This window comes from Coleofasciculus sp. FACHB-712, from assembly GCF_014695635.1.
GTDB lineage: Bacteria > Cyanobacteriota > Cyanobacteriia > Cyanobacteriales > FACHB-T130 > FACHB-T130.
On sequence record NZ_JACJOQ010000562.1, the window covers coordinates 1 to 21,930 of the forward strand.

The window sequence follows — 21,930 nt, forward strand, 5'->3', positions numbered from 1 at the left end:
TTGGCTGAGCGCTATCGGAATCGACGGCGGCACTTTACGCGCCGAGTGCATCTACTCGCAGGCATCATCAACTTTGAGCTAGCTCTGGTTAGCTGATTCGTGCAAGAGGTCTATTAAGTCCATCAAAATTACATGGGGTTGCCACTCCTGTGCTTTGGTTATACAGTCCAAACCATCGGTGGCTTCCCTAATTTCAAAACCTAATGGCTCTAACATTTTTACTAGAATTGAGCGATTTTCCCATTGATCGTCGGCGATGAGGATTTTGCGCTTGTCGCCCAAGTAACGAATAATGGGGCGTTCATCTATTTGGGTGACATCTGCCCACTGGTCAACTAAGGGTAAATCTAAATCAAAGTAGAAAACGCTACCTTTACCTAAGATGCTGTTAACTTTGATTTCGCTGCCCATCATTTGCACTAATTGACGGCTGATTGCCAAGCCTAAGCCGGTGCCTTCGCTTTTGCGATCGCGCTCTCCGACTTGGTGGAAGGGTAAGAAGATTTCTTCTAGTTGCTCTGATGCCATACCGACGCCAGTGTCTTCTACTTGAAACCGGAATGTTCCGTCTTGATAGCTGGCTTGGAAGGTGACGCCGCCGGTAGTTGTAAATTTTATCGCGTTGCTAAGTAAGTTGATTAAGACTTGCCGCAACCGTTTTTCATCGCCCTGGACTGCCATTGGAAGCGGGGCGATCGGTTGGTAGGTTAAGTAGATGTCTTTTTGTTGGGCACGAATGCGGCACAGTTCGACGATGCCTTCAAGGAATTGGGGAAAATGAAAGTGACTCAAGTGGAGTTCCATTTTCCGGGCTTCTATTTTGGAGAGGTCTAAGATGTCGTTGATCAGGGTTAATAGATGTTCGCCGCACTGGTGAATGACGCCTAAACCATCTTTTTGGGGCTCATTTAAGGTTTTGTCTCGTTTGAGGATTTGGGCATAGCCGAGGATACCGTTGAGAGGGGTTCTCAGTTCGTGGCTCATGTTAGCGAGAAATTCGCTTTTGGCGCGGTTGGCGGATTGAGCGGATTGTTCAGCTTTTCGGCGATCGCGTATTTCTTGTTGCAGTTTTAGCGTTCGCTTTTGGACTTTCCCCTCCAGCATCCGGTTGTAGTTTTCTAGTTGCTCGTGGGAAAGTTTCAGTTGTATTTGCGATCGCTCTAGCGCTTCCTCAGCCCGCTGGCGCTCCAGTTCGGCGCTAACTCGTGCTGCAAAGAGGCTCATAATTGATTTTGCCCGTTGCTCCTGCACGAGGGGCTTATCATCGATAAAGCAAATATGACCAATTGGCTTACTGGATGTTGAATCTAAAAGGGCAACTCCCAGGAAACACTCTCCTCCCAAAGCCGCTAAAGCTTCGCCTTTGGGGAAGAATGACTGGACGTTTTGGGGATAGCAACTGATGCCGTTGTTTTCAACCAGAGTCTCTTGTGTAAAGATGCTTTCGCAAGGAGTATGGACTAAGTCGTACTCAAAGTTGTCACCCAATTTGTCTGAATTCCAAAAGGAAAGCACTTTGGCTCGGACAGGTGTATCGTCCTCCCAGGCGGATGCTTCTGCCACGATAACGTAGCGAACTCCAAGCGCTGCGGCTAGATGCTGTGCAAACATCGGGTAGAAATCTTTGCCCGTAACTGAGGCGGTTCCGGCGATCAGATCCTGTAAAGCTTGTTCTGCTTGCCTGCGCTCGATAATTTGGCTATTTAAGTAAGTGAGAGAGTTGGTTAATTTATCTCGCTGTTCTCCCCGGATATCTGCTGAATTGACTTCTATTAAGGCTGAGTCGGAGAGGTTGCCACCTAAAGCTACGTGACTGGACTTCACAACTTTGACAGCTTCGCCTTCAGCATTAAAAATAGGGACTTTAACGATGTCAAATAAATAGACTTGCCCATCGTAACGAGTTACAGGTTCTTGAGAGATGTGGAGCGTCTGCCCGGTATTCACGACATAGGCGTCATCCACGACAGACTGTTGGGTAGCATCCCGGTTATTTAGAGGAATATCTGTCGGATCGCGATCGCAAAGCTGTTCCAGTGTCATGCCGTAAAAGTCGCAAAATGCTTTGTTGGCATAAACTAGGCGCGATTGGGAGTTTTGGCACTTTACTAAATTTGGGATGGCATCTAAGACTTGTGCATACATCTCCGCCCGTTGACGCAGTTCTTTCTCGACCTCCTTGCAATCGGCTAGTGTCTGCTCTAGCTCGGCAATTTGCTGACGCAGTTTCAAGGATTCTTGATTCTGCAATTTGCCGGTACTGGTTTTACTGCGTCTATAACTTGTAACCATCTATTCTTCCTTCTATACCTTTTGGTTTTAGATATATCGAAATTAAGTTAAGCGGCTCAAATTCAACATTCAACACGGACATAGCACTCTCCTCGACCTTCTTGGAGTTTCCAATTAAATAGTCAATGATGCTCGCAGTTCGTTGGCGAAGTCATCCCTCTGTTAAGGAAAGGAGGAATAATATAGGCTCCTAGTGTCCGTATTTAGGATTCCCTAAATTTGGAAAAAAACTCTAATGTTGAATGTTCTTTAATGTTAAGAAATACAAAAAAAATATTATTCCTTTATGAAAAAAGTAAAAATTTTCTTTTTTAGGCTTGACAATCAGTAGGCTGGATTAATGATTTGTAGGATGGGTTGTCGATAGCGTAACCCTCACAGGTGTTGGGTTTCCTGCGTTAATCCAACTAAAGAAATATTCAATTTAATGCATCCGCCGACTGAATTAAGAACATTTGAATAAAAGACTCGCTGCAAGCTTAATGGGGCAATTGATAGAAACGGCGTTAAAAATTTCTTGAGAAACCTGCGTTGATGAAAGACATTGATGAGTGTTATTGTCAAGCAAACAATGCGGACGCTTTCCTTCGCGCCGGTTCTACCCTTCCAAGTAAGCTAAAATTCAAGCAGAATCAGCATTCCGCGAACTAGCCTCCTCATGATTGAAAGTCTGCAAACCCAGCTTTACGAACTCAGTGAATTTGCCAACCGTCTCGTTTTTATCCAGCTGCAACATCTCAGCGTTATCAGTATTGGCATTATCTTTGCAGCCGGATTGCTCACCAGTCTGACCCCCTGTATGCTTTCTATGTTGCCCATCACCCTTGGCTACATTGGGGGCTATGAAACCAAAAGCCGCCTCCAAGCAGCTGCCCAGGCTACCTGGTTTTCCTTGGGATTGGCAACAACGCTGGCAGGGCTTGGTATCTTAGCGGCGTTGCTGGGGAACGTCTACGGTCAAGTGGGATTTGGTTTGCCGATCCTGGTGAGCATTCTTGCGATCGCAATGGGGCTAAATTTACTAGAAGCTTTGCCCCTTCCGTTGCCTGCTTGGGGTGGGATGGAGTGGATTTCCAAAGAATTACCAGCGGGAGTGCGTTCCTATCTGATTGGTCTAACTTTTGGGGTGGTTGCGTCCCCGTGCAGTACTCCCGTGTTGGGAACGTTACTGGGTTGGGTTGCCACAACGCAAGACATGGTATTAGGTGCAGTCTTGCTGCTATCCTACACAGCAGGTTATGTAGCACCGTTGATTTTGGCAGGAACTTTTACAGCCTCTATTAAGAAGTTGCTAGAGTTGCGCCAGTGGTCGAGTTGGATTACACCCGTTAGTGGTGTGCTTTTGGTTGGATTTGGGGTATTTTCGCTGCTGTCTCGGATTCCAATTGGTTAAAGGTAATCAAAAGCACTCGCTATTACCAATTACCAATTATCAATTATCAAAAAATGACTGCAAAAAATTCTTTTTTCTCAAACTTAGGGTCAACTTCCTATCGGTTTTGGCGACAGGAGTTGTTGCCATTACTGGCAGATTTGCGGTTAGCGATCGCGTTGCTATTAGCGATCGCGCTTTTCAGCATCTCTGGCACGGTCATTGAGCAGGGTCAGTCACCCGCTTTCTACCAAGCGAACTATCCAGAGCATCCTGCTTTGTTTGGTTTCCTGACTTGGAAGGTAATCCAGGTAGTCGGATTGGATCGTGTTTATCGCACCTGGTGGTTTTTATCACTCCTAATTTTGTTTGGCAGCAGCTTAACTGCCTGTACCTTCACCCGCCAGTTTCCAGCTTTAAAAGCAGCACAGCACTGGAAGTTTTACGACCAACCCCGCCAATTTCAGAAACTCGCCTTGAGTGCGGAACTCGAAACAGGTTCGCTAAACAAACTGACCGAGTTGTTGCAGCAGCGGCGCTATAAAGTTTTTCAAGAAAGAGATAAACTTTACGCCCGAAAAGGTCTGGTGGGGCGGATTGGCCCGATTGTTGTTCATGCCAGTATGTTAATTATTCTGGGGGGCGCAATTTGGGGGAGTATCACGGGTTTTGTCGCCCAGGAAATGGTTGCCAGCGGCGATACGTTTCAGATAAAAAACATCATCGAAGCGGGTTCTTGGGCGCTACCACAAGTTCCCAAAGATTGGTCGGTGCGGGTAAATCGCTTTTGGATCGACTATACACCTGAAGGCAGAATCGACCAGTTTTATTCCGATTTGTCGGTTTTGGATAAACAAGGACAAGAAGTTGATCGTCAAACGATTCACGTCAACCAGCCGCTGCGTTACCGAGGTGTGACGCTTTATCAAACAGATTGGGGAATTGCAGGTATCCAGGTGCGGCTGAATAATAGCCCAGTTTTACAGTTGCCGATGGCGTCATTAAATACTGTCAGCAAGGGTCGAATCTGGGGAACTTGGATTCCCACTAAACCGGATTTGAGTGAGGGAGTTGCCTTAATTGCAAAGGATTTGCAGGGAACACTGATGCTTTATAACCCAAAGGGTCAGCTAATCAATACTATTCGCGCCGGGATGTCGGTACCTGTGAATGGAGTCAGGCTGAGCATTGATGAAGTAATCGGTAGCACTGGCTTGCAAATAAAAGCCGATCCGGGTATCCCGTTTGTTTATGCTGGCTTTGGTTTGCTGATGCTGGGTGTGGTTATGAGTTATTTTTCTCATTCGCAAATTTGGGCGCTACAAGAAGGGGTTAGTGCAGCGTCTCAGAAGGAGATTCGCTTCTATGTCGGCGGCAGAACTAACCGCGCACAGGTTGCTTTTGAACGGGAACTGTTGGAAATTTTGGATCGAGTCAGTCATCCGTCTCAGGAGGAAGTGCCAGTTGTTGAGATAGAAGCGATCGCGACCCAGTCCTAAACCATTTTTGATGTGGGTTGGTAGAGGCGCGATGAATCGCCCCTCTACCAACAAATAACGTCTTCCACTCACACCTTTTTTTCTAGTTTCCAAAGCCAAACTTGACCCGTTTGGTATGCAGGCTCTATTTTGTAGTTCTGCTTTTGTAGTGCCTTTCTTAATTCCTTGGAACTCCTGTATAAAAACACATCACTGAACCCATCTGGAATCTGAGGCACATTTGGTTTAACGACTAATTGAAGCCGCACTTTCGGTTCCAGTGCATAGGTTAAAGGAAGAAAAAAGTTTAGTTTCTCATTGCTGATCAAAAGCGGATGAGCTGTTTTGTTGATGATTTGGGCTACTTTTGGATTGTATTCAGTTTGAGAGAGAGCTTTATTCCACCAGATTTCTTGTTGAGAACTGATGGCACAGGATATAACACCACTCGAAACTACTGCAACAAGCACAAATTGCCATAGTTTTTGTACCTTTGCACTTCTCGAAGGCAAACTAATTTTAGTAGCCAGTAAGTAAGCAATTGCTAGCTGAATCCCCAAATAAACAGCAACTAGATGTCGAGTTGAACCTGACAATCCTCCTCCGGAGATTAGATCTCTGGAAATAAAGGGAAGGGCAGTTACCCCAAGCAAAGTTAAAACAAATAACCAAACTTGCTTGCCAGTGTTACGACACATAAAATAAATTGCATATCCTGACAGGAATAAAATCATTCCTACCAGTGTCAGTCGGATAAATTCTGTCCATTGATTGTTAAATCCAAACTCAATCACTCCTCCTGCTGGATCTGTATCAAGAAATGTCCGAGTGATATTGCGAGTCCAAGCTTTCACCCAAGAAAACAGGCTTTCTTTCTGGCGAGACCAATCTGTTGTCTTTTCAACGGTAGATGAATTAGCAATTAGAATTAAAAGCCAAGGCACAAATGTGAGCAAACCAGCCAAAGATGCCAGCAAATAGGCAAAGACTGTTTTAGTGAATCGGAATTTTTCGATTGTCAATAGATAAATTCCATGTCCAATCGCAACCAACGCAAAAAATAACTGGGTATAAATTCCCAGTGCTAGCGTTGCTGCATACAGCCCCCAAGTGGAAATAAGGGTTTTGGTGTCTCTATTTCCCAGCCGCATCGCTCGCAGCAGTGCCGCACTCGATAGTAAGATCGCCACAATCCACAAACTATAAGGTCGTGCTTCCTGGGCGTAGAGAACTTGAAACGGGGAGACGGCGATGAGTGCGATCGCTATCCATCCTGCTAAGGAAGATCCAAATAATTCTTGGCATAGCCAATAGATGCAAGGAAAAGCTAGCAAGCTAATTAAGGCGGACAAGCTTCTGATTATCCCTGGTGAATAGCCAAATCGTTGTACCCAAAATCTTGCCATCAAAAAATAGAGGGGCGGATGCTGGGGAGTATCGACCACTATCGAGTTGATGGTTCCGCTTACACCTTTTTCCGAATTGGGTTGTTGAAACTTCTGCAAATCTTCGACGCCAATCAGATGTCCATCAAAGAATTCTTGGACTAATTCTGCCTTGGTGTAACCCGCAATCCGTAATGAAGTCAGCGTCTCATCGCCCCAGTAGACTTTTCGGTCTAGGTTGACGACTCGAAAGAATACTCCTAGTACCAGCAAGACAATGATAAAAAATTGTAACCAGCTTGGAGGAAGTAGCTTTGTTTGAGTTAACCTATTCTTAACATGGTTAAGGCTTTGTGCAACTGCCATGAAACCTCCATTTCGTAATCTAAAAAGCCGGGAAGCTTTGCGAAATGTTAGGCGTGCCAATGGAAGTTATCATTCACCCTGAGACTGATATTGTGTCTATTTTTTGAGCCGATAAGATAGGCTTTTGATGACACAAAGCAGAAAGCCCGTCCAACGGGCTTTCTGAAAAAGATAATTTTTAAACCAGGTGGAAGTAGCCAGATGCAAGTGAATTTTTTTGCTGCTATCTAGGCGTCAGAGGACTTTTGATGACGCACTTCAATGACTGTGTGAACATTACCGCGGGGCGCGAAATCCCCTTTGATAGTGGCTTCTAAAGGATCGCAAGCTGCCACAAAGTCATCCAAAATTTGATTGATGGATTCTTCGTGGGAGATGTAGCGATCGCGGTAACTATTGATATAAAGCTTGATCGCCTTCAGTTCCACTACCCTTTGATCGGGAACATAGGTAATATGGATGGTGGCAAAGTCAGGATAGCCAGAAAACGGACACTTACAGGTAAACTCTGGTAGAGTAATGTGAATGTCGTAGCGGCGTCCGACTCGCGGATTGGGGAAGGTAATTAATTGTCCTTCAGAAATATTTCGCTCACCGTATTTCATTTCCGAGAGCGGCGTTTCAGATGATAATTGTTGTTGTGTTGGCGACTGACTCATCAGTAGTGGTAGCAAACGTGGGTCGTTAGTTATTAGTCATTTATAACAAATAAAGGACTAATAACCCTTGAATATGAATGCAGGTCAAGCTTTTTCAGCCTTCTTCACCTGCTTTGTTCAGAAAATATCTCTAGAATTGAACGGATCTGTACTACCCTCCCAATCTGGACAATTTTTATCATCCCAGCCATAGGGATGCATGGCGCAGACTAACAGGTTTCCACCATAAGCTTGTCCGTGGTAATGGTGACAACCCATACATGCAGGATTTTTTTGTGGGGTGGGTTCAACAGTATCCACCATATAGGAAAAAGGCTGCTCACCTTCACCCACAATTTCTTCAAATTCTAAATAAATTTCAGCGATCGGTTCAAATAATTCCTGCAAACACTGATTGAGATCGGTTGCAATTGTAGTTTGCACGCTTTCGGCAACAGCGTCTACTACTTCTGTGATGCCAACGAAGAATTGCTCTACTTCATCAGCGACTGCTTCCATCATCTCGAAAAAATCTTTTTGCCACTCTTCCATTTTGGATACTCAGCACAAAAGGCTTAGTTTTTACCGGCGACGCGATGACGCCAATTAATCTGCAATTCTATTCTAAATAGTGCGAATCCATGATGCGATCGCAATGCTATAGATTAGCACCCGTTGCCTTGCGCGATCGCAAGGCGTGTGATGCTCTTCGCAGCGACTCGCTCTTGCCTATGCAGCTAACGATTCAGCTGTTTGCAGTTTATCGTTCATTACTGCAAAGCTAATCGCGCTTTAGCCGACGCAGTTCGTCCTGTAGTGCTTGCACCTGTTGGCGCATCGCGTCCACATCATTATTTGGAGCCGCATTTGGAGCTGCTACCGACTTCGGCTCTTCATCTTCTGAGAGAATTTCAATCCGCCGCGGCTCACCGGGTTGGGTGCTGCTAGTGGATGGCTCAACGGGTGCCTGCTGGGCTTGTTTCATCATATCATCGACAAACCGGCGGGCTTCGTCTGTTGTCATCTCGCCTTTTGCTACCATTTCATCGGCTAGCTTTTGAGCTTGCGATCGCAACTCAGTTAACTTTCCCCCAGCTCTCTCACCCGCAGAGGCAGCTAAGCCAACCCCTAAGTAAAACGCTTTTTGAACAATATCTCCAAAACCAGCCATCGCAATAAGTCGCTCCTTTAATCTGCAAGTATCTGCTGATTCCAGCATAAGCGTGAAATCGAGAAACTGCCCACCAATTACAAGGCAAACGAGGGCGAGGCGGCGATTCGGGTGATCCGGATACCACGCCTATCACAAGCATCCCGTGTTGCTGCTACCTTCCGGTTCTGACAAGGTTTAGGCGTTGCGATCGCATGGGTCCAGATCATCTAAAGCATAACATCATTCACTGAAAATTGAAACCTCTGGCGGCAATCAAGGATTCGCTTTTATTCGGCAACCACTCGCCACTCATAAAGTTCATACTTGACGCAGCCGTTTTGCACCAGCGGATCGAGTGAGACAATTGCGCGCGCCTCCTCCAGTGAAGACGCCTCAAATAGCATCATGCCGCCTCGCCGTTCCAGCCAGTAGCCGCTACGCGCCTGATATCCTTTGGTAATCAAATCCTGGACATAAGCTTTGTGCGCCGGTACAGATTTATCAAAGATCGGTTTATCAACGATGCCTTCTTCAATCTTTACAAACCAGGGCATTCACTTTCTTCCCTTATCTGGCTATATCTATTTAACAAGTAAACTACCGCTGGAAGTTCTTGGACAATACAAAACGCCGCTTCTTTATCGCTCTCTTGCCGCCGCAAGAGATTCAAGACTACGCCAAAGAGATTCAGCAGCACTTCGCCCAAACCTATGCTAGCAAAGGTGCCCAGAAATCTCCCCCGCATATCACGCTGCAACCGCCGTTTGAATGGCAGGTAGAGGCAGTGCCAGTGCTGGAAGAATGCTTGAGAACGTTTGCTTCCCATCGTTCCCCTGTCTTCATTACCCTGAAAGGGTTTGGAGCTTTTCCACCCCGTGTTATTTACATCAATGTTCTTAAGACGCCGGAACTGCTAGCGTTACAAGCCGATTTAATGACCGATATGGAGACAAACTTGGGAATTGTCGATGCGGTTTCCAAGCAGCGTCCCTTTGCTCCTCACATGACTGTTGCCTTTAGAGACTTGACACGGCAAAACTTTCATGCAGCATGGGCTGAATTTCAGGGGCGATCGTTAGAGTTTGAGTTCACTGCTGCTCAGCTAACCCTACTGATTCATACAGGGGAACGATGGGAAGTAAGCGCCGAATTCCCTTGTTTAGCGCGCCGGAGGTAAACAGGGCAAGCCTTTCAGCCAAGGTTGCGGCTGGTTGTGGCGCGATCGCAACCTTTTTTCTTTCGCTCAGAAAAACCCTCACTATAATAGCGAATCTTGTTCACTCAATTTTCCAATCTATCCGAGGGAATAAACGTTGATAAAGATTTGTCCTCTCTCATGGTAGAGGTAGTGCAAGCTTGACTCTCACTATTGTGTTGTTATTAGTGTGCTGTCCCCACACGAGTAGATTGCTAAAGTGAGAGGAGTCAATGAAAAAAGTTAATGTACTTAATGTATCCATTGACAACTTGTCAAGAGCAGAGCTATTAACCAAACTTGATCGGGAAGGTGGTATCGTATTTACGCCAAACGTAGACCACCTGATGAAGCTGCAAACCGATGGAGATTTCTACAAAGCTTACAATATCGCTACTTATAAAGTGTGTGACAGTCAAATAGTATTGTACGCTTCTAAATTTTTGGGAACGCCGATTAAAGAAAAACTGTCGGGTTCAGATTTATTTCCCGCTTTCTATATGCACCACAAGGACAATGAAAGCGTTAAGATTTTCTTGCTGGGTGCCGCTGAAGGAGTGGCTCGTAAAGCTCAAGAGCGAATCAATAACCAAGTAGGCAGAAATATTATAGTTGCTTCTCATTCGCCGTCTTTCGGATTTGAAAAGAGCGAAAAAGAATGCCTAGAAATTATTGACAGGATTAATAAGTCAGGCGCTACAGTCTTAGCCATTGGCGTCGGTGCCCCTAAACAAGAAAAGTGGATATTGAAGTATAAAAATAAATTACCCAATATCAAAGTATTCTTGTCTGTTGGCGCATCTCTTGACTTTGAAGCAGGCCATAAACCAAGGTCTCCACAGTGGATGAGCGACGCAGGAATAGAGTGGTTACATAGACTTTTATCCGAGCCACAAAGGTTATGGAAAAGATATTTAATAGACGATATGCCTTTCTTCTGGTTAATTTTGAAACAAAAGCTTAACCTTTATAAAAAGCCTTTTCAGGCAGAGAAGAAATCTGTGAAATTAGAACGAGTTAAGTGGGAATAAAAAAATTCTTATATGAAGGGACGTTTGTAAAGTACCTATTGTTGTGATGCTGTAGCTTGCTTGTCGTAGGGTAAGCAGCCTTAGCAGCTATAGGCTTTCTGTTAAAATTTATGGTTGTATGATGGACGTTCCACGGAACGTCTATTTTTGTGATGAGATATCTTGGCAGGCGATTAGACTACTTGAATTAGACTACTTGAGAAATTTCTCCCACCTTTCCTCAAGCTCTTTCTTTCCGGTAAACGGGTAAGGCTGGGGTTCTAAATAGATTGTAAGGGCCGAGCGCATTCCGAACCCCTTCGCTACAACTGCGTCACGAGATGTATTTGCTTGCCGCCTTAGGAGGATGTTCCTGCTGGATTACTAATTGCCATAGTAAATTCCTCTGCCATTTGTACCAATAAAAACTAAACCAAACTGCTGCAAGCTTGCTTCCATCACATTTGGGCTATTGCCAATCGGATTTTTCGGATTACCAATCCTTTGCCATGTCTTCCCTCTGTCGAGAGAACGGAAGATTCCTTTGCCCATATTATTAATTTCTCCGTACACATACAGTGCTGGAATCGTGCTTCCCTGCTGTGGTTTTCCTAAAGAAAACAAATAGGATCTCTTAACTGCATTCATCTTAGAGAAGGTCTTGCCATCGTCTGTCGAATGGTAAAGTTGTTTCTTATCGAGACTCAGCCAAATTTCACCTTTAACTCCAGATACGGTTCTTAGCGAGTGCCAACTTTCATCGGGAAGTGATGAATTCACGACTTTAAAAGACAAACCTCCATCGGTACTTTGATAGAATTTGCCATTCTTATAGTAATAAAACGTGTTACCATCCACTTTGTCTGCTGCCAGCGGCAAAGACCAATTCCAAGGTCCCTTGGAACCCTTGGGTAAGCCAGTAATTTCTTTCCACGAAGCGCCTCCATCATCTGTGCGGAGAGCTTTATCTCCACTAACAGTGACAACAAATAACTTTGGATTAGTTGCTGACATCGCTATACGCATCGGCATCGTGTCTTTTGGAAATGAAGCAAATTCTTTCCAAGTTAAGCCGCCGTCTGTCGAAGTTGCTCCCGAATAAGTATTGTTCCAGCGATTACCGCCAACGCGCACCATTTGCAGGGGAGCTTTTTCATAGTAGGCAATGCTGTAGGTATCCTGGAACGAAGGGCCACTAGCACTAAAGGTTTTAGATGGATAATTGTCTAATCCCTTGTTGTGGTAAAACCCGTCTACATCTGCCACCCCACTCAACAACAACGCGCCACTCGGAGGCGCAGTTAAGGTGAAGGTGACAAGCTCTTCGTGTCCTTTTTGATAGTTCGTCCAGGCAGAGGGTTGTTTGTTAATATTGTCTGTCCGCCATATTCCGTACCAATCGGTAAACCAAACTCTTCCAGAAACGTGGGGGTCAAACTCAATCGCAGAGACAGAAGGATTGGAGAGCATATAGCTAGACCACCAAGGAACGGTATTGTTAAGCGATCGCTTCTGCTCTTTCCATGTAGTTCCGCTATCGAATGAGCGGTAAATTTTAGTATTTTTTCTCTCTTTTGTAGAAACAAGAATATCTTTAGGATTAGCAGGGTTAATGCTCAACCCATTAAAATCCTCTTTGGAGCCTTGTGGAGTAATGTTTTTCCAATCTCCATCTGTATACTTTCTAACTCCAGGACTTCCATTAATTGTTGTGTAGAGAGTGTTATTGCGACTTGTCACTAGCCGCATCGCTTTTTTTGGGCTTCCGTCAATCTTGCTCCAGGTAATGCCTGTGTTAGTAGATTTATAAATTCCATCACCATAGGCATTGGCATAGACTAAGCCAGGCTTATCTTTGTCAAAGACAATTGCTGTGATGCCGATATCTTTTTCCGGCTTTCCGGGAAAAGAAGTCACTTTAGCCCAGTTCGCGCCAGCATCTAAAGATTTCCAAAGCCCATCGCGCCGCGAACCAAATAAAATCATCTTGGAATTAAATGGATTGATGACGAGTCTCTCGCCTACCTCCCGCCTATCTTGGTTGCCGCCCATTGGCAAGTCCAAATCCAGCTTTTTCCAGGTTGCACCTCGATCGTTAGACTTAAAGATAGTTCCAGGCTCATCCCAGACGTATTTGCCTGCGGCAATATAAACAATATTTGGATCTTTTGGATCGAGGGCTAGGGCTTCTCCGCCGTAGTAATTGCTCTTCTCTAGTGGAAAGTGGTCAGTTAGCGGTACCCAGCTTTTATTTACTGAATTCCAACGATAGAAGCCACCCACATCAGTTTTGATGTAAACAAGATCCTTCTGTAGCGGATGCAGAAAAATACCCGTAACATAGCCCCCTCCGCCTATTGCAACATTCGTCTCCCCCAAAGACACATTGGTTCGGTAATTGCGGGAAGTGACGACTTCTGCCTGTCCTGATGCACCGTTAAGGATGTTGCTAGCAAGCCAGATGTGCTGAAGTGCGACTGTGGCAAACAGAGCAATGACAGCAAGGCGAACCGTTCGAGCTAACGAAAGGCTTGGTTGGGCGCTAAATTTAGTAATCAGCTTGAAGGCGATATGGGCGAGGCAAATCCCGATGGCGAAGATTAATAAGCTAGTCAGAACTGGTTGGACGCTTGCCAGCCCTGCAAATGTAACATTAGCGATCGCTTCAATGGTTGACCAATGATTAATAGCTGCATTAAGCATCGTTGAGCCTCAAATCCCATAATCAGCTACTTCCAACTAAGGAATTATAGCTGACTATACAGATTTGACGGGTTAAGTCTTAACTAATGCCTAAGGTGACTGGGCTACTTTCTTTTAAAACTCTTGCATCAAGCATATCTAAAATTCTGCTGTCCTGCGTCATATCGAATTTTCGGGCAAAGTGAACGTCCCTTCTTATAATTGCTGAGTAATCTTCAGCATTTAGAGTACGAGGATGACCGTGGCGAGTCCCAGTCCAATCAATATAGCGTTTATAGTCGTTACACAAATGAAATTGCCCGCTATTGACTAAAACCGTTTGGACAAAAGATTCATCAGGAATACAAGTCTTTTTATAGTAATTAATTAGCTCGGGGTTATGCTGGCAAAAATGATGTAAATATTCGACACACTTCCTCGATAGAGTCTTGAAGTAAGACCCTGCATAGCATTTAAAGTTTTCATTGAATGGAGATGAAGTCGTACGAACTCCTAGCATCAGCCCATAGGAAGAATTTATTCTCACCAAAGGCTGGACATTATTAATGACCATGCGAGGAATTTTGACGATAGCGCGTTTCCACAGTGGTAAATATTGACCCGAACGCCAGTACTGATAGAGATAGCGATCGCTACCTTCCCGGCTTCCCCAAAGATTTCCCTCTAAATCTGAAAGTACATCAAAATACTCTAAAAAGCCATCAAACGGTGATTCCGCAAGAAACTTCTCGATTTTTGGTAGTGGTTGAATCGGATAGTCTTGACCTGTAATATTGGCAAGCCAATCAAACTCAACATTATGGCTAAAAAGCCAGTCAATGGCATTCAGATAACCTTGAACAATCGAAAAATCTCCTCGTCCTCCCGTACCCCTAATTACATTCACTCCTGGGAATTCGTGAAAGGCCGTTACGTCTAAATGGCAACCCCTAAAGTCATGGCTAATCAATATCTGAGATTGGGGACTTGATTTTTTTAGAGTTTGCACCAGTCTAAAAATCTGTTCGGGATTTTTATGACTTTGAATCAGATATAAAACTTTCACGATCTTTAACCTCCAGAAAACAACTGCACGAAAAAGTGAACGCAGCAATCTGCCAAAGTGTTGTGCATAACACTTCGAATGTACCCTAAGTAGAGATAGGTAGATTCAACCCGATCAAGGTATTAAAAAAAACCTGATTATCTGCTCTCTATGCGGTAAGAACAAAATTTGCAAAAATTGTCAAACTAGAAATGCCTGCATAATAAATACTGGTGATTTTGTGCAAGCAAAGCCATAAATTGACAGAGAAATCTGTGTTCAAGAACTTAACTAAAACTGTTTAACTGCAATAGCATCGACAAAGTTAAAACAGCAGTAAATAGGTGCTTTCACTGGAAATCAGGCACTCTAGAATAGTTAAGTTCAGAATGGTAAATAGTAAACCTGGTATATAGACGAAATGTGGGTTTATTTGGTTCCCGGTTTTCAACCGAACCTTGTTTTATTGTTTCACCCACATAGACATAGATACTAAACTCTGTACCCTAGGAAAAAAATCTCTGTCTTTTAACCATGTCCAAATTCAGTAATGGTGTACAAAATTAGATTCTTCACGACAGGCTATGACCTTTTCGTTGCACCCAATTTTTTACATTTACAGCTATGGTCATAATTAAAATCCCAGTCTAAGGAACTCTTTAAGGGACTCAAGCCACGCTTGCAATCCTAGTCGCTTTACGCTTTACATCTTGTTACAGTGCCTATGGTGCAAGCGTCCCCCTTAAGATAGACTTTACTTATGCGATTTGTCCGCCTAAAGTAAAACATTAATATATTTCCTTTAAAATTAAAATAACAGTAACAAGCAATACCAATCTTGCCTGCACAAAACTAGCATAATAAAAAGTACTAGAAAATTAGCTAATTGCCACTTTGCAGATAGCTCAACAAGTATTCAGGCAAATTTTTCTGTTACTAAGGCATTGCTAAAAAATTCCAAGCAGAAGATTTTAGAAATTCATCTCGACTCAGCGGAGCTAAACCATCTACCCAATTTTTTAGCTTAAAAATTTTTAGACCACACTCATTGACAAGCAGATCGTAAATTCTGCTATCATGCCATTTTCCGTCTTTCAATGTGCCATCAACCCATTCTTGAGAATTAATTAAGCCACTTTCAAAAACTAAGTAAGGTTTATAAGTTTTTAATGTTCTGATAGCACCTCTAAAAACCTGCAATTCTACCCCTTCTACATCTACCTTGATGAAATGAATCTTAAGGTCTGGGGCTAATACATCATCAAGTCTCTGAGTTTTAACAGTGATTGGTTCCATAAGTGCATCAGGAATATGGCTTTTACAGCATTCTTTATCCAGGCTACTTACAGCAGGAGCATTCACTACATACCAAAAAGTAGTTTCTGCCTCCGAATCACTCAAAGCTGTTTCTCTTACCTCAACAGTTGGAAATTTTTTTCTAAGCCTACTGGCTAACCGTGGTATTGGCTCAAATGCATAATGAAATCCTAGAGGTGAAAACTGTAAAATTTTGTCAAGTAAATCGCCCGTGTTACAACCAACATCAATACAGTTTGAGTCTTTTGCTAAAACACAAGACATTATTTCAATCGTGAAAGCATTGTCTTGTCTATTAAGAATGTCACTGCGTCTAGGAGGATTTACTATATCTAAAAATGGTCTAACGACCGGATCGAGAAATGAACCCTTAATTGTTTCTTTGAAAAAGTTTTTTATTTCTAAGAAAATTTTCATGGTCTAGCTGCTCCAGTCACTAAAACGCCACTATACTAACATCAATTAATGCAACGTCAAGGTTTTATTGAAGCAGTTAGATTAATTTTATTAGAAGTATAAAAATGTTGATTATAAAGATTAGCTAGACTGATCTTGAAGAATACGGCGTCTTTGAATAAGCCCAGTCATTTTGGCAGCAAGAGCCTCTATTTGGTAATAAACAGGATGGGGTAAGAAGCAGAGCAAGTAGGCAGCTGCTAAGGTCATCAGCGTGCGGCGGGGTTGCTCCAAAAGGATGCGCCAGTGAGCAGCCAAGGCTCGGTGCATTAGCTGCACAGCCATTGAGCCTGCTTTTAAACGGACTGCACTTCTCGCTAAATATCGCAGTTGATATGCTTTAGTAGGGTTTTCCCATTCAGCGATTAATTCTGGAGCGTAGGAGCGTGTTTTTTCAATTACCCTTTCGAGAGCTTCTAATTGCTTCAGCAAACTAGCTGAAAGACCTCCCGCGTTTACCCGATACAGTGTCAGCGCTTCAGGAATCCCCTCAATTTGCCAGTTGGTTTGGAGGAGGATGCGAAGCCAGCATTCTATATCCTCTGCCTGACGAAAATTATCATCAAAATAAAAATCTTCAACAGTCCCGTAAAGATTATCTTGAAATTTAATCTCTTCAAATACCTCTCGCCGAACTACGGGAGCAGAACCATTTCCGACTGGATTGTCGCGAAGTAAATCGGGTAGTGTAATGTCCTTGAACTTGGGCATCAGATACGTACCCAAGGGATTTCCTGTTGCATCGATAAAAGCAGAACGGCTAAAACTAATCCCTACCGTCGAGGAATTATCTAAATGTTCGAGATGTTTCTCTAATTTTTCCGGTAGCCAAAGGTCATCGCCATCTAAAAAAGCTAAATAGTCGCCATGAGCATGGCGGATTCCGGTGTTTCTTGCTCCAGCGAGTCCTCTATTTTTCTGGCTAACGATTTTAATTCTAGGGTCTATAAACTGCTGGCAAATTTCTACAGTTCTATCGGGAGAGCCGTCATCAACTACAATAATTTCAAAATTTTTGTATGTTTGAGCTAGAACCGATTCAATTGCAGCAGCTATATAATTTTCTACTCCGTAGGCTGGAATAATAACCGAAAATTTTTTCATGAAAAGTACCATTTTCTTTAAGTTGCTTGAAAAATTCTTTCGTCAAGCATATCTAATACTTTGCTGTCCCGGTTCATGTCAAATTTTCTAGCAAAGTAATATTTATCTTTAATTAAATTTGGAAAATCTTCAGATGTGAGGATGCGGGGATGACCGTGTCGGCTGTTCTCCCAATCAATATAGCGCATATTGCGGGGATAAAAATTAAACAACCCACTATTTAATAAGATGGTTTGCATAAAAGATTCATCGGGAAGGCGAACTTTCTTGTAGTAGTTCACCAAATCAGGATTGGCAGAGCAAAAATCATGAATGTATTGAATGCATTGTCTAGAAATTGTTTTAAAGTAAGAGCCTCCATAGCATACAAATTTGTCATTAAATGGAGCTGAAGCGGCCCGTTGCCCGATGATGAGTCCATAGGAAGAATCAATCCGCACAAAAGGCTGAACATTATTAATAAGAACTCGAAAAGGTTTGAATAAGGCTCTTTGCCACTTGGCTAATTCTATACCTGACCACCAGTATTGATAGAAGTAGCGATCGCGCCCATCTTTAGCTCCCCAAGTACACTTATCAGAAAGCACATTAAAATAATCAAAAAATCCATCGTACTCGGTTGCAGCCAGAAAATTCTCAAATTTTGAGAGCGATTGAGTCGGATAGTCTTGACCTGTAAGATTAGCTAGCCAATCAAATTGAATATTCTGGGTTAAAATCCAGTCAATAACATCCAAATAAGCTTGGGTTATCGAGAAATCGCCTCTTCCAACTTTCTTAGCTCTTAGTACTTTAACATTCGGTAAACTCTCGAAGAGTTCTACATCTATTTGACTAGCATTAAAGTTATGACTCATCACTATATAAGAGTCATTACTGGACTTTTTAATAACTTTAACCAGCCGATAAATTTGCTCCGGATTGGTATGGGTTTGGATCAGGTAGACAACCCTCATATTCTGCAACCTATTTTGATGGCGAGCGGGTGTTTATAAAAAAGGTTCTATCATTATGCCAATTGACGGGAACGATCTTGAAGAATGCGTCGTTTTTGGGCGGCTCCTGTCATTTTTAAGGCAAAACTTTCCATCTGGCGGTAGAGAGGACGTGGCAGTAGCCACAGCGAATAGGCAGCTCCCAACGTCAAAAGTGTCCGCCGGGGTTCGTCAAGAATCATGCGCCAGTGGGTAGATAAGGCGCGGTGAGCCATGTCTACAGCGGTTGGGGCAGCTTTCAGCCGGACTGCCCACCGGGCTAATTTCCGCAACTCGTAGGCTTTAGCTGGGTTTCCATACTGAGCAATCAAATCTGGAGCATAGGAGCGGGTTTTTTCCAGCACCTTTTCCAAGTCTTCTAACTGCTTAAGCAGATTTGCTGAAGCGCCCCCAGCATTTACCCGGTACAGCGTCAAAGCTTCAGGAATGCCTTCGATTTGCCAATCAGTCTTCAAGGAAATGCGAAGCCAGCATTCGACATCTTCAAAATGTCGCAATCTTTCATCGAAATAACAATCTTTTGCAGTACCCTGAGGAGCATCTTGAAACTTAATAGCTTCAAAAACCTCTCGCCGAATCACCGGAACTGAGCCATTTCCAATCGGGTTACGGCAGAGGATCAAGGGTGGAGCAATATCCTTGAGTTTAGGCATTTGATAGATACCTAATGGCTGCCCCGCTTCGTCAATAAAAGCAGAGCGGCTAAAGCTAAGCCCGACAGTTGGTGAATTTTCTAGATGCTCAATATGTTTTTCCAGCTTTTCTGGCAGCCACAAATCGTCTCCATCTAAAAAAGCCAGATATTCTCCTTGAGCATGGCGAATTCCTGTATTTCGAGCGGCGCAAACTCCGCTATTCTGCTGGCGAATAATTTGAATTCGAGGATCTTGGAATTGCTGACAAATTTCTACACTTCGATCGGGAGAACCATCATCAATAATTAGAAGTTCAAAATGTTTATAGGTTTGGTCTAAAACTGATTGCACTGTAGCAGCTATATATTTTTCGACTCCATAAACCGGAATTATGACAGAAATTTTTTTCATTTTAATTTTGAAAAATTGTGAAAAATTAATATTTGCTACAGCCAGCACTTCCTTGTGATTAACTGCCCCCTTACTCTGACTGACTTATAGTAGGAACATCCTTTGTCATGGAAGTACTGGGACGCAAATTACCAAATTTACGGGCTATGGCAGAAACTAAACGACGCGGTTTATGAATCAACAAATTATAAAAGGTGAGTGACAGCCGCTTCTGGTAGGACTTTGGTGCAAGACGAAACGAAACATCTTGAGCGTTTGTGTTACAAAGTTCCCTAGGTATTTCAGCGGAGGCAGTTTCTTTAAATGCTTCTGTTAGTTGAGTAGCTAAATTAGGAAAACCTAACTTTTCTGCCATTTCTACGATCAGATGACCGTCATAATTAATGTATTGTTGATGTTTGAAATCTCCACAATAAACAATGCCAAAATCCAAGTATTCCTCTAGCTCATTGGCTAAGCGCACCAAAAGAATATCGCGATCAAGCGGATCGAGCGTATCAATGCGGTGAAAAATAGCGGGAATCGTCTTTTTATTCCAGGACAGCGTTGCATATCTAGCAAGATACTCCTCAATCTCTTTGCCAACAACACGTTTTACCTGTTCGCGTTTGGCATTAGAAATGCCTTTTTTCCCGTTTCCAAAGTCACCATGAGTATAGGTAGCATGAAGCAGACCTGTTGCTACTATCTTTGCAGGTACATGAAGAGAAACCAGGATACTAGCAGTGCTGACTAGATGGGCAATAAACGTCTTACCTGAGGCTCGAAAAGCACCTGTGAACAGCTGCATTGTCAGCTGATAAGCATCACGGATGCGGTTAATATCGTTGCTCGAGTAGCCTTCTGCACGTAGCTGGTTGAAGAGTTGAATGTTTGTTTGAGCAAAAGAGTGCATAATTTTGCTTTTGATTGGAATGCTTCATTTTTGTTGCACTTGGCTTAGGCGAAGTCCATTGATTTTGTCTAAGTCAAGTGCATTTAAAAAAATTAACAATCATTGAACGGCTTAGGCAAAACGTCTCTCTGAAGAAGGAAAACCCAAACAACATTTCAATTTCAACAGGAGCGTTCCTGAAAAAGCGGGGAATCGCTTAACACAGAACAAGTTTAGTAATAGCATCCACTTTTCCAAGGTAGGAGTACGACTAAAAAAGTCTGTGGATTGCGATCGCTTTCCCCACTTGTTTTCTGGATGAAGACTTAGGTTTTGGCTGTGTAAGGGTATTTATCGTCGAAGCGATCGCACCTTCTTTTGGCACCTTCGTTTCGTCGTTCTACACCCTTACACGCCAACCTAACGGGACGATGCCGTCACTGTAGGCTTCTTCTCCGGTATTGCAGGCATCTGAGGTTGTAGCCCTTTCGCTTGCAGGCGAGCCTGACGATTCGTGAGATAACGGTTAAACACCTTATCTAGAGGACGCAACACTTTTGCGACTCCGCCCCCAGCAAGACCTAAAGTCAGGCGGCTACCAATTGGATTCAGGATTGTCACGTATCGCCGCCATCCCAGGCGCTTGTAGCGATATTTGAAGTACCCGTCCTCGTCCAAATTCCATTTATCGCGCAAGCGGTGCAAGCTATTGAGTTCCCAAGCGTCGCTCCAACGCAGCATATAGAAGAGCATATCTGAAGGCTTCAGTGGCGGGCCTGGAACATAAGTGACAAGAGACGCTGGCTCAAAGTAAACGCTACCACCCGCCTCAACGACTGTCATGCAGAAATCGAGGTGTTCTTTAGTATTGAACATTTGTTCATCGAGCAAGCCGACTTTCTCAAAGATTTCAGCGCGAACCAGCACGCAATGGAATTCTGCTAGTTCGGTTTGTTGACGTTTGAGCTTGGGTCGCACCTCCGCTACTTTCTGACCTTGCTTGTACATTTTCTCGCGGAGACGCCGTCTGGGGTTTTCGCCGACTTTTTCCAGCCAAATGTGGGCTTCTCCACCGGCAAAATGGACAATTTCGTGTACCGGAGTGCCTTGGCAGGTCAGGGGACCCACTACGGTAGCGTTTGTCTCTTCAGCGCACTGAACTAAGCTTTCCAACCAGCCTGGGCTGACGATCACATCGTTATCGATAAAGACGAGATACTTGGTTGTAACCTGACTCAGACCGAGGTTTCTGGCGCGGTTTGGAGTGAGGTAGTGATCGGTGCGAATGATTTGAAATCCTTTTTCAGTCGCTTGCTGTTGCAAATAACGCTGAATGTGAGCGGGTGAACCCCCATCTACGTAAACTAACTTGAATGGGACTGATGTATGTTCGTAAATGCTTTCCAGCGACTCGCGGGCGCAGCTGAAACGTTCGCGGGGTGAAACAACAATCGTAACTTGGGGATCTAACATCAGGAACTCCTCGCTAAAGACTAAACAATTTATCGGCTGTTTTGTTTGC

General features: G+C 43.7%; 18 protein-coding genes, 1 other RNA gene and 2 pseudogenes. 5 read left to right on the forward strand and 16 right to left on the reverse strand.

The annotated features are described in order from the left end of the window. Positions 1 to 111: 111 nt before the first annotated feature. A pseudogene (locus H6F50_RS27275) lies at positions 112 to 1,122 on the reverse strand (ATP-binding protein); the annotation flags it as partial. A gap of 711 nt (positions 1,123 to 1,833) precedes the next feature. Beyond that, positions 1,834 to 2,292 (reverse strand): annotated as a pseudogene (locus H6F50_RS27730) (PAS domain-containing protein); the annotation flags it as partial. A 658-nt stretch (positions 2,293 to 2,950) separates the two neighbouring features. On the opposite strand from H6F50_RS27730, the gene H6F50_RS20140 reads away from it, so the two are divergent. Both H6F50_RS20140 and H6F50_RS20145 read left to right on the forward strand, forming a co-directional pair. Beyond that, the gene (locus H6F50_RS20140) at positions 2,951 to 3,685 is read left to right on the forward strand and encodes a cytochrome c biogenesis protein CcdA (RefSeq protein WP_190411189.1); all 735 of its coding nucleotides are present in this window, start codon (positions 2,951 to 2,953) and stop codon (positions 3,683 to 3,685) included. A gap of 53 nt (positions 3,686 to 3,738) precedes the next feature. Next, entirely contained in the window at positions 3,739 to 5,163 is a 1,425-nt protein-coding gene (locus tag H6F50_RS20145) for a cytochrome c biogenesis protein (protein ID WP_190430078.1), read from the forward strand. A gap of 68 nt (positions 5,164 to 5,231) precedes the next feature. On the opposite strand, the gene H6F50_RS20150 is transcribed toward H6F50_RS20145, so the two are convergent. The 3 genes from H6F50_RS20150 to H6F50_RS20160 form a co-directional block, all read right to left on the reverse strand. Further along, positions 5,232 to 6,893 (reverse strand): glycosyltransferase family 39 protein, encoded by a 1,662-nt coding sequence (locus H6F50_RS20150; RefSeq protein WP_190430079.1) that lies wholly within the window; start codon positions 6,891 to 6,893, stop codon positions 5,232 to 5,234. Positions 6,894 to 7,120: 227 nt separating this feature from the next. Then, entirely contained in the window at positions 7,121 to 7,552 is a 432-nt protein-coding gene (gene queF / locus H6F50_RS20155) for a preQ(1) synthase (protein ID WP_190430080.1), read from the reverse strand. A 117-nt stretch (positions 7,553 to 7,669) separates the two neighbouring features. Then, the gene (locus tag H6F50_RS20160; protein ID WP_190430081.1) at positions 7,670 to 8,083 is read right to left on the reverse strand and encodes a hypothetical protein; all 414 of its coding nucleotides are present in this window, start codon (positions 8,081 to 8,083) and stop codon (positions 7,670 to 7,672) included. A gap of 89 nt (positions 8,084 to 8,172) precedes the next feature. Between H6F50_RS20160 and H6F50_RS20165 the strand changes: the two genes are divergently transcribed. Further along, on the forward strand, positions 8,173 to 8,316 hold the full coding sequence (locus H6F50_RS20165) for a hypothetical protein (RefSeq protein WP_190430082.1): 144 nt from the start codon (positions 8,173 to 8,175) through the stop codon (positions 8,314 to 8,316). Here H6F50_RS20165 and H6F50_RS20170 read toward each other — a convergent pair. The 3 genes from H6F50_RS20170 to H6F50_RS20180 form a co-directional block, all read right to left on the reverse strand. Next, a complete protein-coding gene (locus tag H6F50_RS20170) occupies positions 8,313 to 8,702 on the reverse strand; it encodes a phasin family protein (protein ID WP_190430083.1) in 390 nt (129 codons plus the stop codon). The genes H6F50_RS20165 and H6F50_RS20170 overlap by 4 nt on opposite strands. 110 nt (positions 8,703 to 8,812) lie before the next feature. Then, an RNA gene (gene ffs, locus H6F50_RS20175) (signal recognition particle sRNA small type) lies at positions 8,813 to 8,909 on the reverse strand. 62 nt (positions 8,910 to 8,971) lie between these two features. Beyond that, positions 8,972 to 9,238, reverse strand: coding sequence for a YciI family protein (locus tag H6F50_RS20180; protein ID WP_190411182.1), 267 nt, complete (start codon positions 9,236 to 9,238; stop codon positions 8,972 to 8,974). A gap of 59 nt (positions 9,239 to 9,297) precedes the next feature. Between H6F50_RS20180 and H6F50_RS20185 the strand changes: the two genes are divergently transcribed. Next, on the forward strand, positions 9,298 to 9,861 hold the full coding sequence (locus H6F50_RS20185; protein ID WP_190430084.1) for a 2'-5' RNA ligase family protein: 564 nt from the start codon (positions 9,298 to 9,300) through the stop codon (positions 9,859 to 9,861). Between the two features lie 251 nt (positions 9,862 to 10,112). Then, positions 10,113 to 10,910, forward strand: coding sequence for a WecB/TagA/CpsF family glycosyltransferase (locus tag H6F50_RS20190; protein WP_190430085.1), 798 nt, complete (start codon positions 10,113 to 10,115; stop codon positions 10,908 to 10,910). Positions 10,911 to 11,273: 363 nt separating this feature from the next. Here the strand turns inward: H6F50_RS20190 and H6F50_RS20195 are convergent, their stop codons facing one another. The 8 genes from H6F50_RS20195 to H6F50_RS20230 all read right to left on the reverse strand — a co-directional run bounded on the left by H6F50_RS20195 (position 11,274) and on the right by H6F50_RS20230 (position 21,881). Then, the gene (locus tag H6F50_RS20195) at positions 11,274 to 13,592 is read right to left on the reverse strand and encodes a hypothetical protein (protein WP_190430086.1); all 2,319 of its coding nucleotides are present in this window, start codon (positions 13,590 to 13,592) and stop codon (positions 11,274 to 11,276) included. A gap of 79 nt (positions 13,593 to 13,671) precedes the next feature. Then, positions 13,672 to 14,637, reverse strand: coding sequence for a beta-1,6-N-acetylglucosaminyltransferase (locus H6F50_RS20200; protein ID WP_190430087.1), 966 nt, complete (start codon positions 14,635 to 14,637; stop codon positions 13,672 to 13,674). Positions 14,638 to 15,552: 915 nt separating this feature from the next. Beyond that, a complete protein-coding gene (locus tag H6F50_RS20205; RefSeq protein WP_190411177.1) occupies positions 15,553 to 16,350 on the reverse strand; it encodes an FkbM family methyltransferase in 798 nt (265 codons plus the stop codon). 120 nt (positions 16,351 to 16,470) lie between these two features. Next, a complete protein-coding gene (locus tag H6F50_RS20210) occupies positions 16,471 to 17,493 on the reverse strand; it encodes a glycosyltransferase family 2 protein (protein ID WP_190430088.1) in 1,023 nt (340 codons plus the stop codon). Between the two features lie 17 nt (positions 17,494 to 17,510). Next, positions 17,511 to 18,449, reverse strand: a complete 939-nt coding sequence (locus H6F50_RS20215; protein WP_190430089.1) for a beta-1,6-N-acetylglucosaminyltransferase — start codon at positions 18,447 to 18,449, stop codon at positions 17,511 to 17,513. A gap of 53 nt (positions 18,450 to 18,502) precedes the next feature. Continuing rightward, complete coding sequence (locus H6F50_RS20220; RefSeq protein WP_190430090.1) at positions 18,503 to 19,534, reverse strand: glycosyltransferase family 2 protein; 1,032 nt, start codon at positions 19,532 to 19,534, stop codon at positions 18,503 to 18,505. A gap of 70 nt (positions 19,535 to 19,604) precedes the next feature. Then, complete coding sequence (locus H6F50_RS20225; protein WP_190430091.1) at positions 19,605 to 20,429, reverse strand: DUF6817 domain-containing protein; 825 nt, start codon at positions 20,427 to 20,429, stop codon at positions 19,605 to 19,607. A 399-nt stretch (positions 20,430 to 20,828) separates the two neighbouring features. Then, a complete protein-coding gene (locus H6F50_RS20230) occupies positions 20,829 to 21,881 on the reverse strand; it encodes a glycosyltransferase (RefSeq protein ID WP_190430092.1) in 1,053 nt (350 codons plus the stop codon). Positions 21,882 to 21,930 lie beyond the last annotated feature (49 nt).

Coding starts and splice junctions, on each gene's coding strand:
- H6F50_RS20140 (WP_190411189.1), top strand. CDS start 2,951: ATGATTGAAAGTCTGCAAACCCAGCTTTACGAACTCAGTGAATTTGCC.
- H6F50_RS20145 (WP_190430078.1), top strand. CDS start 3,739: ATGACTGCAAAAAATTCTTTTTTCTCAAACTTAGGGTCAACTTCCTAT.
- H6F50_RS20150 (WP_190430079.1), bottom strand. CDS start 6,893: ATGGCAGTTGCACAAAGCCTTAACCATGTTAAGAATAGGTTAACTCAA.
- queF (WP_190430080.1), bottom strand. CDS start 7,552: ATGAGTCAGTCGCCAACACAACAACAATTATCATCTGAAACGCCGCTC.
- H6F50_RS20160 (WP_190430081.1), bottom strand. CDS start 8,083: ATGGAAGAGTGGCAAAAAGATTTTTTCGAGATGATGGAAGCAGTCGCT.
- H6F50_RS20165 (WP_190430082.1), top strand. CDS start 8,173: ATGATGCGATCGCAATGCTATAGATTAGCACCCGTTGCCTTGCGCGAT.
- H6F50_RS20170 (WP_190430083.1), bottom strand. CDS start 8,702: ATGGCTGGTTTTGGAGATATTGTTCAAAAAGCGTTTTACTTAGGGGTT.
- H6F50_RS20180 (WP_190411182.1), bottom strand. CDS start 9,238: ATGCCCTGGTTTGTAAAGATTGAAGAAGGCATCGTTGATAAACCGATC.
- H6F50_RS20190 (WP_190430085.1), top strand. CDS start 10,113: ATGAAAAAAGTTAATGTACTTAATGTATCCATTGACAACTTGTCAAGA.
- H6F50_RS20195 (WP_190430086.1), bottom strand. CDS start 13,592: ATGCTTAATGCAGCTATTAATCATTGGTCAACCATTGAAGCGATCGCT.
- H6F50_RS20205 (WP_190411177.1), bottom strand. CDS start 16,350: ATGAAAATTTTCTTAGAAATAAAAAACTTTTTCAAAGAAACAATTAAG.
- H6F50_RS20210 (WP_190430088.1), bottom strand. CDS start 17,493: ATGAAAAAATTTTCGGTTATTATTCCAGCCTACGGAGTAGAAAATTAT.
- H6F50_RS20215 (WP_190430089.1), bottom strand. CDS start 18,449: ATGAGGGTTGTCTACCTGATCCAAACCCATACCAATCCGGAGCAAATT.
- H6F50_RS20220 (WP_190430090.1), bottom strand. CDS start 19,534: ATGAAAAAAATTTCTGTCATAATTCCGGTTTATGGAGTCGAAAAATAT.
- H6F50_RS20225 (WP_190430091.1), bottom strand. CDS start 20,429: ATGCACTCTTTTGCTCAAACAAACATTCAACTCTTCAACCAGCTACGT.
- H6F50_RS20230 (WP_190430092.1), bottom strand. CDS start 21,881: ATGTTAGATCCCCAAGTTACGATTGTTGTTTCACCCCGCGAACGTTTC.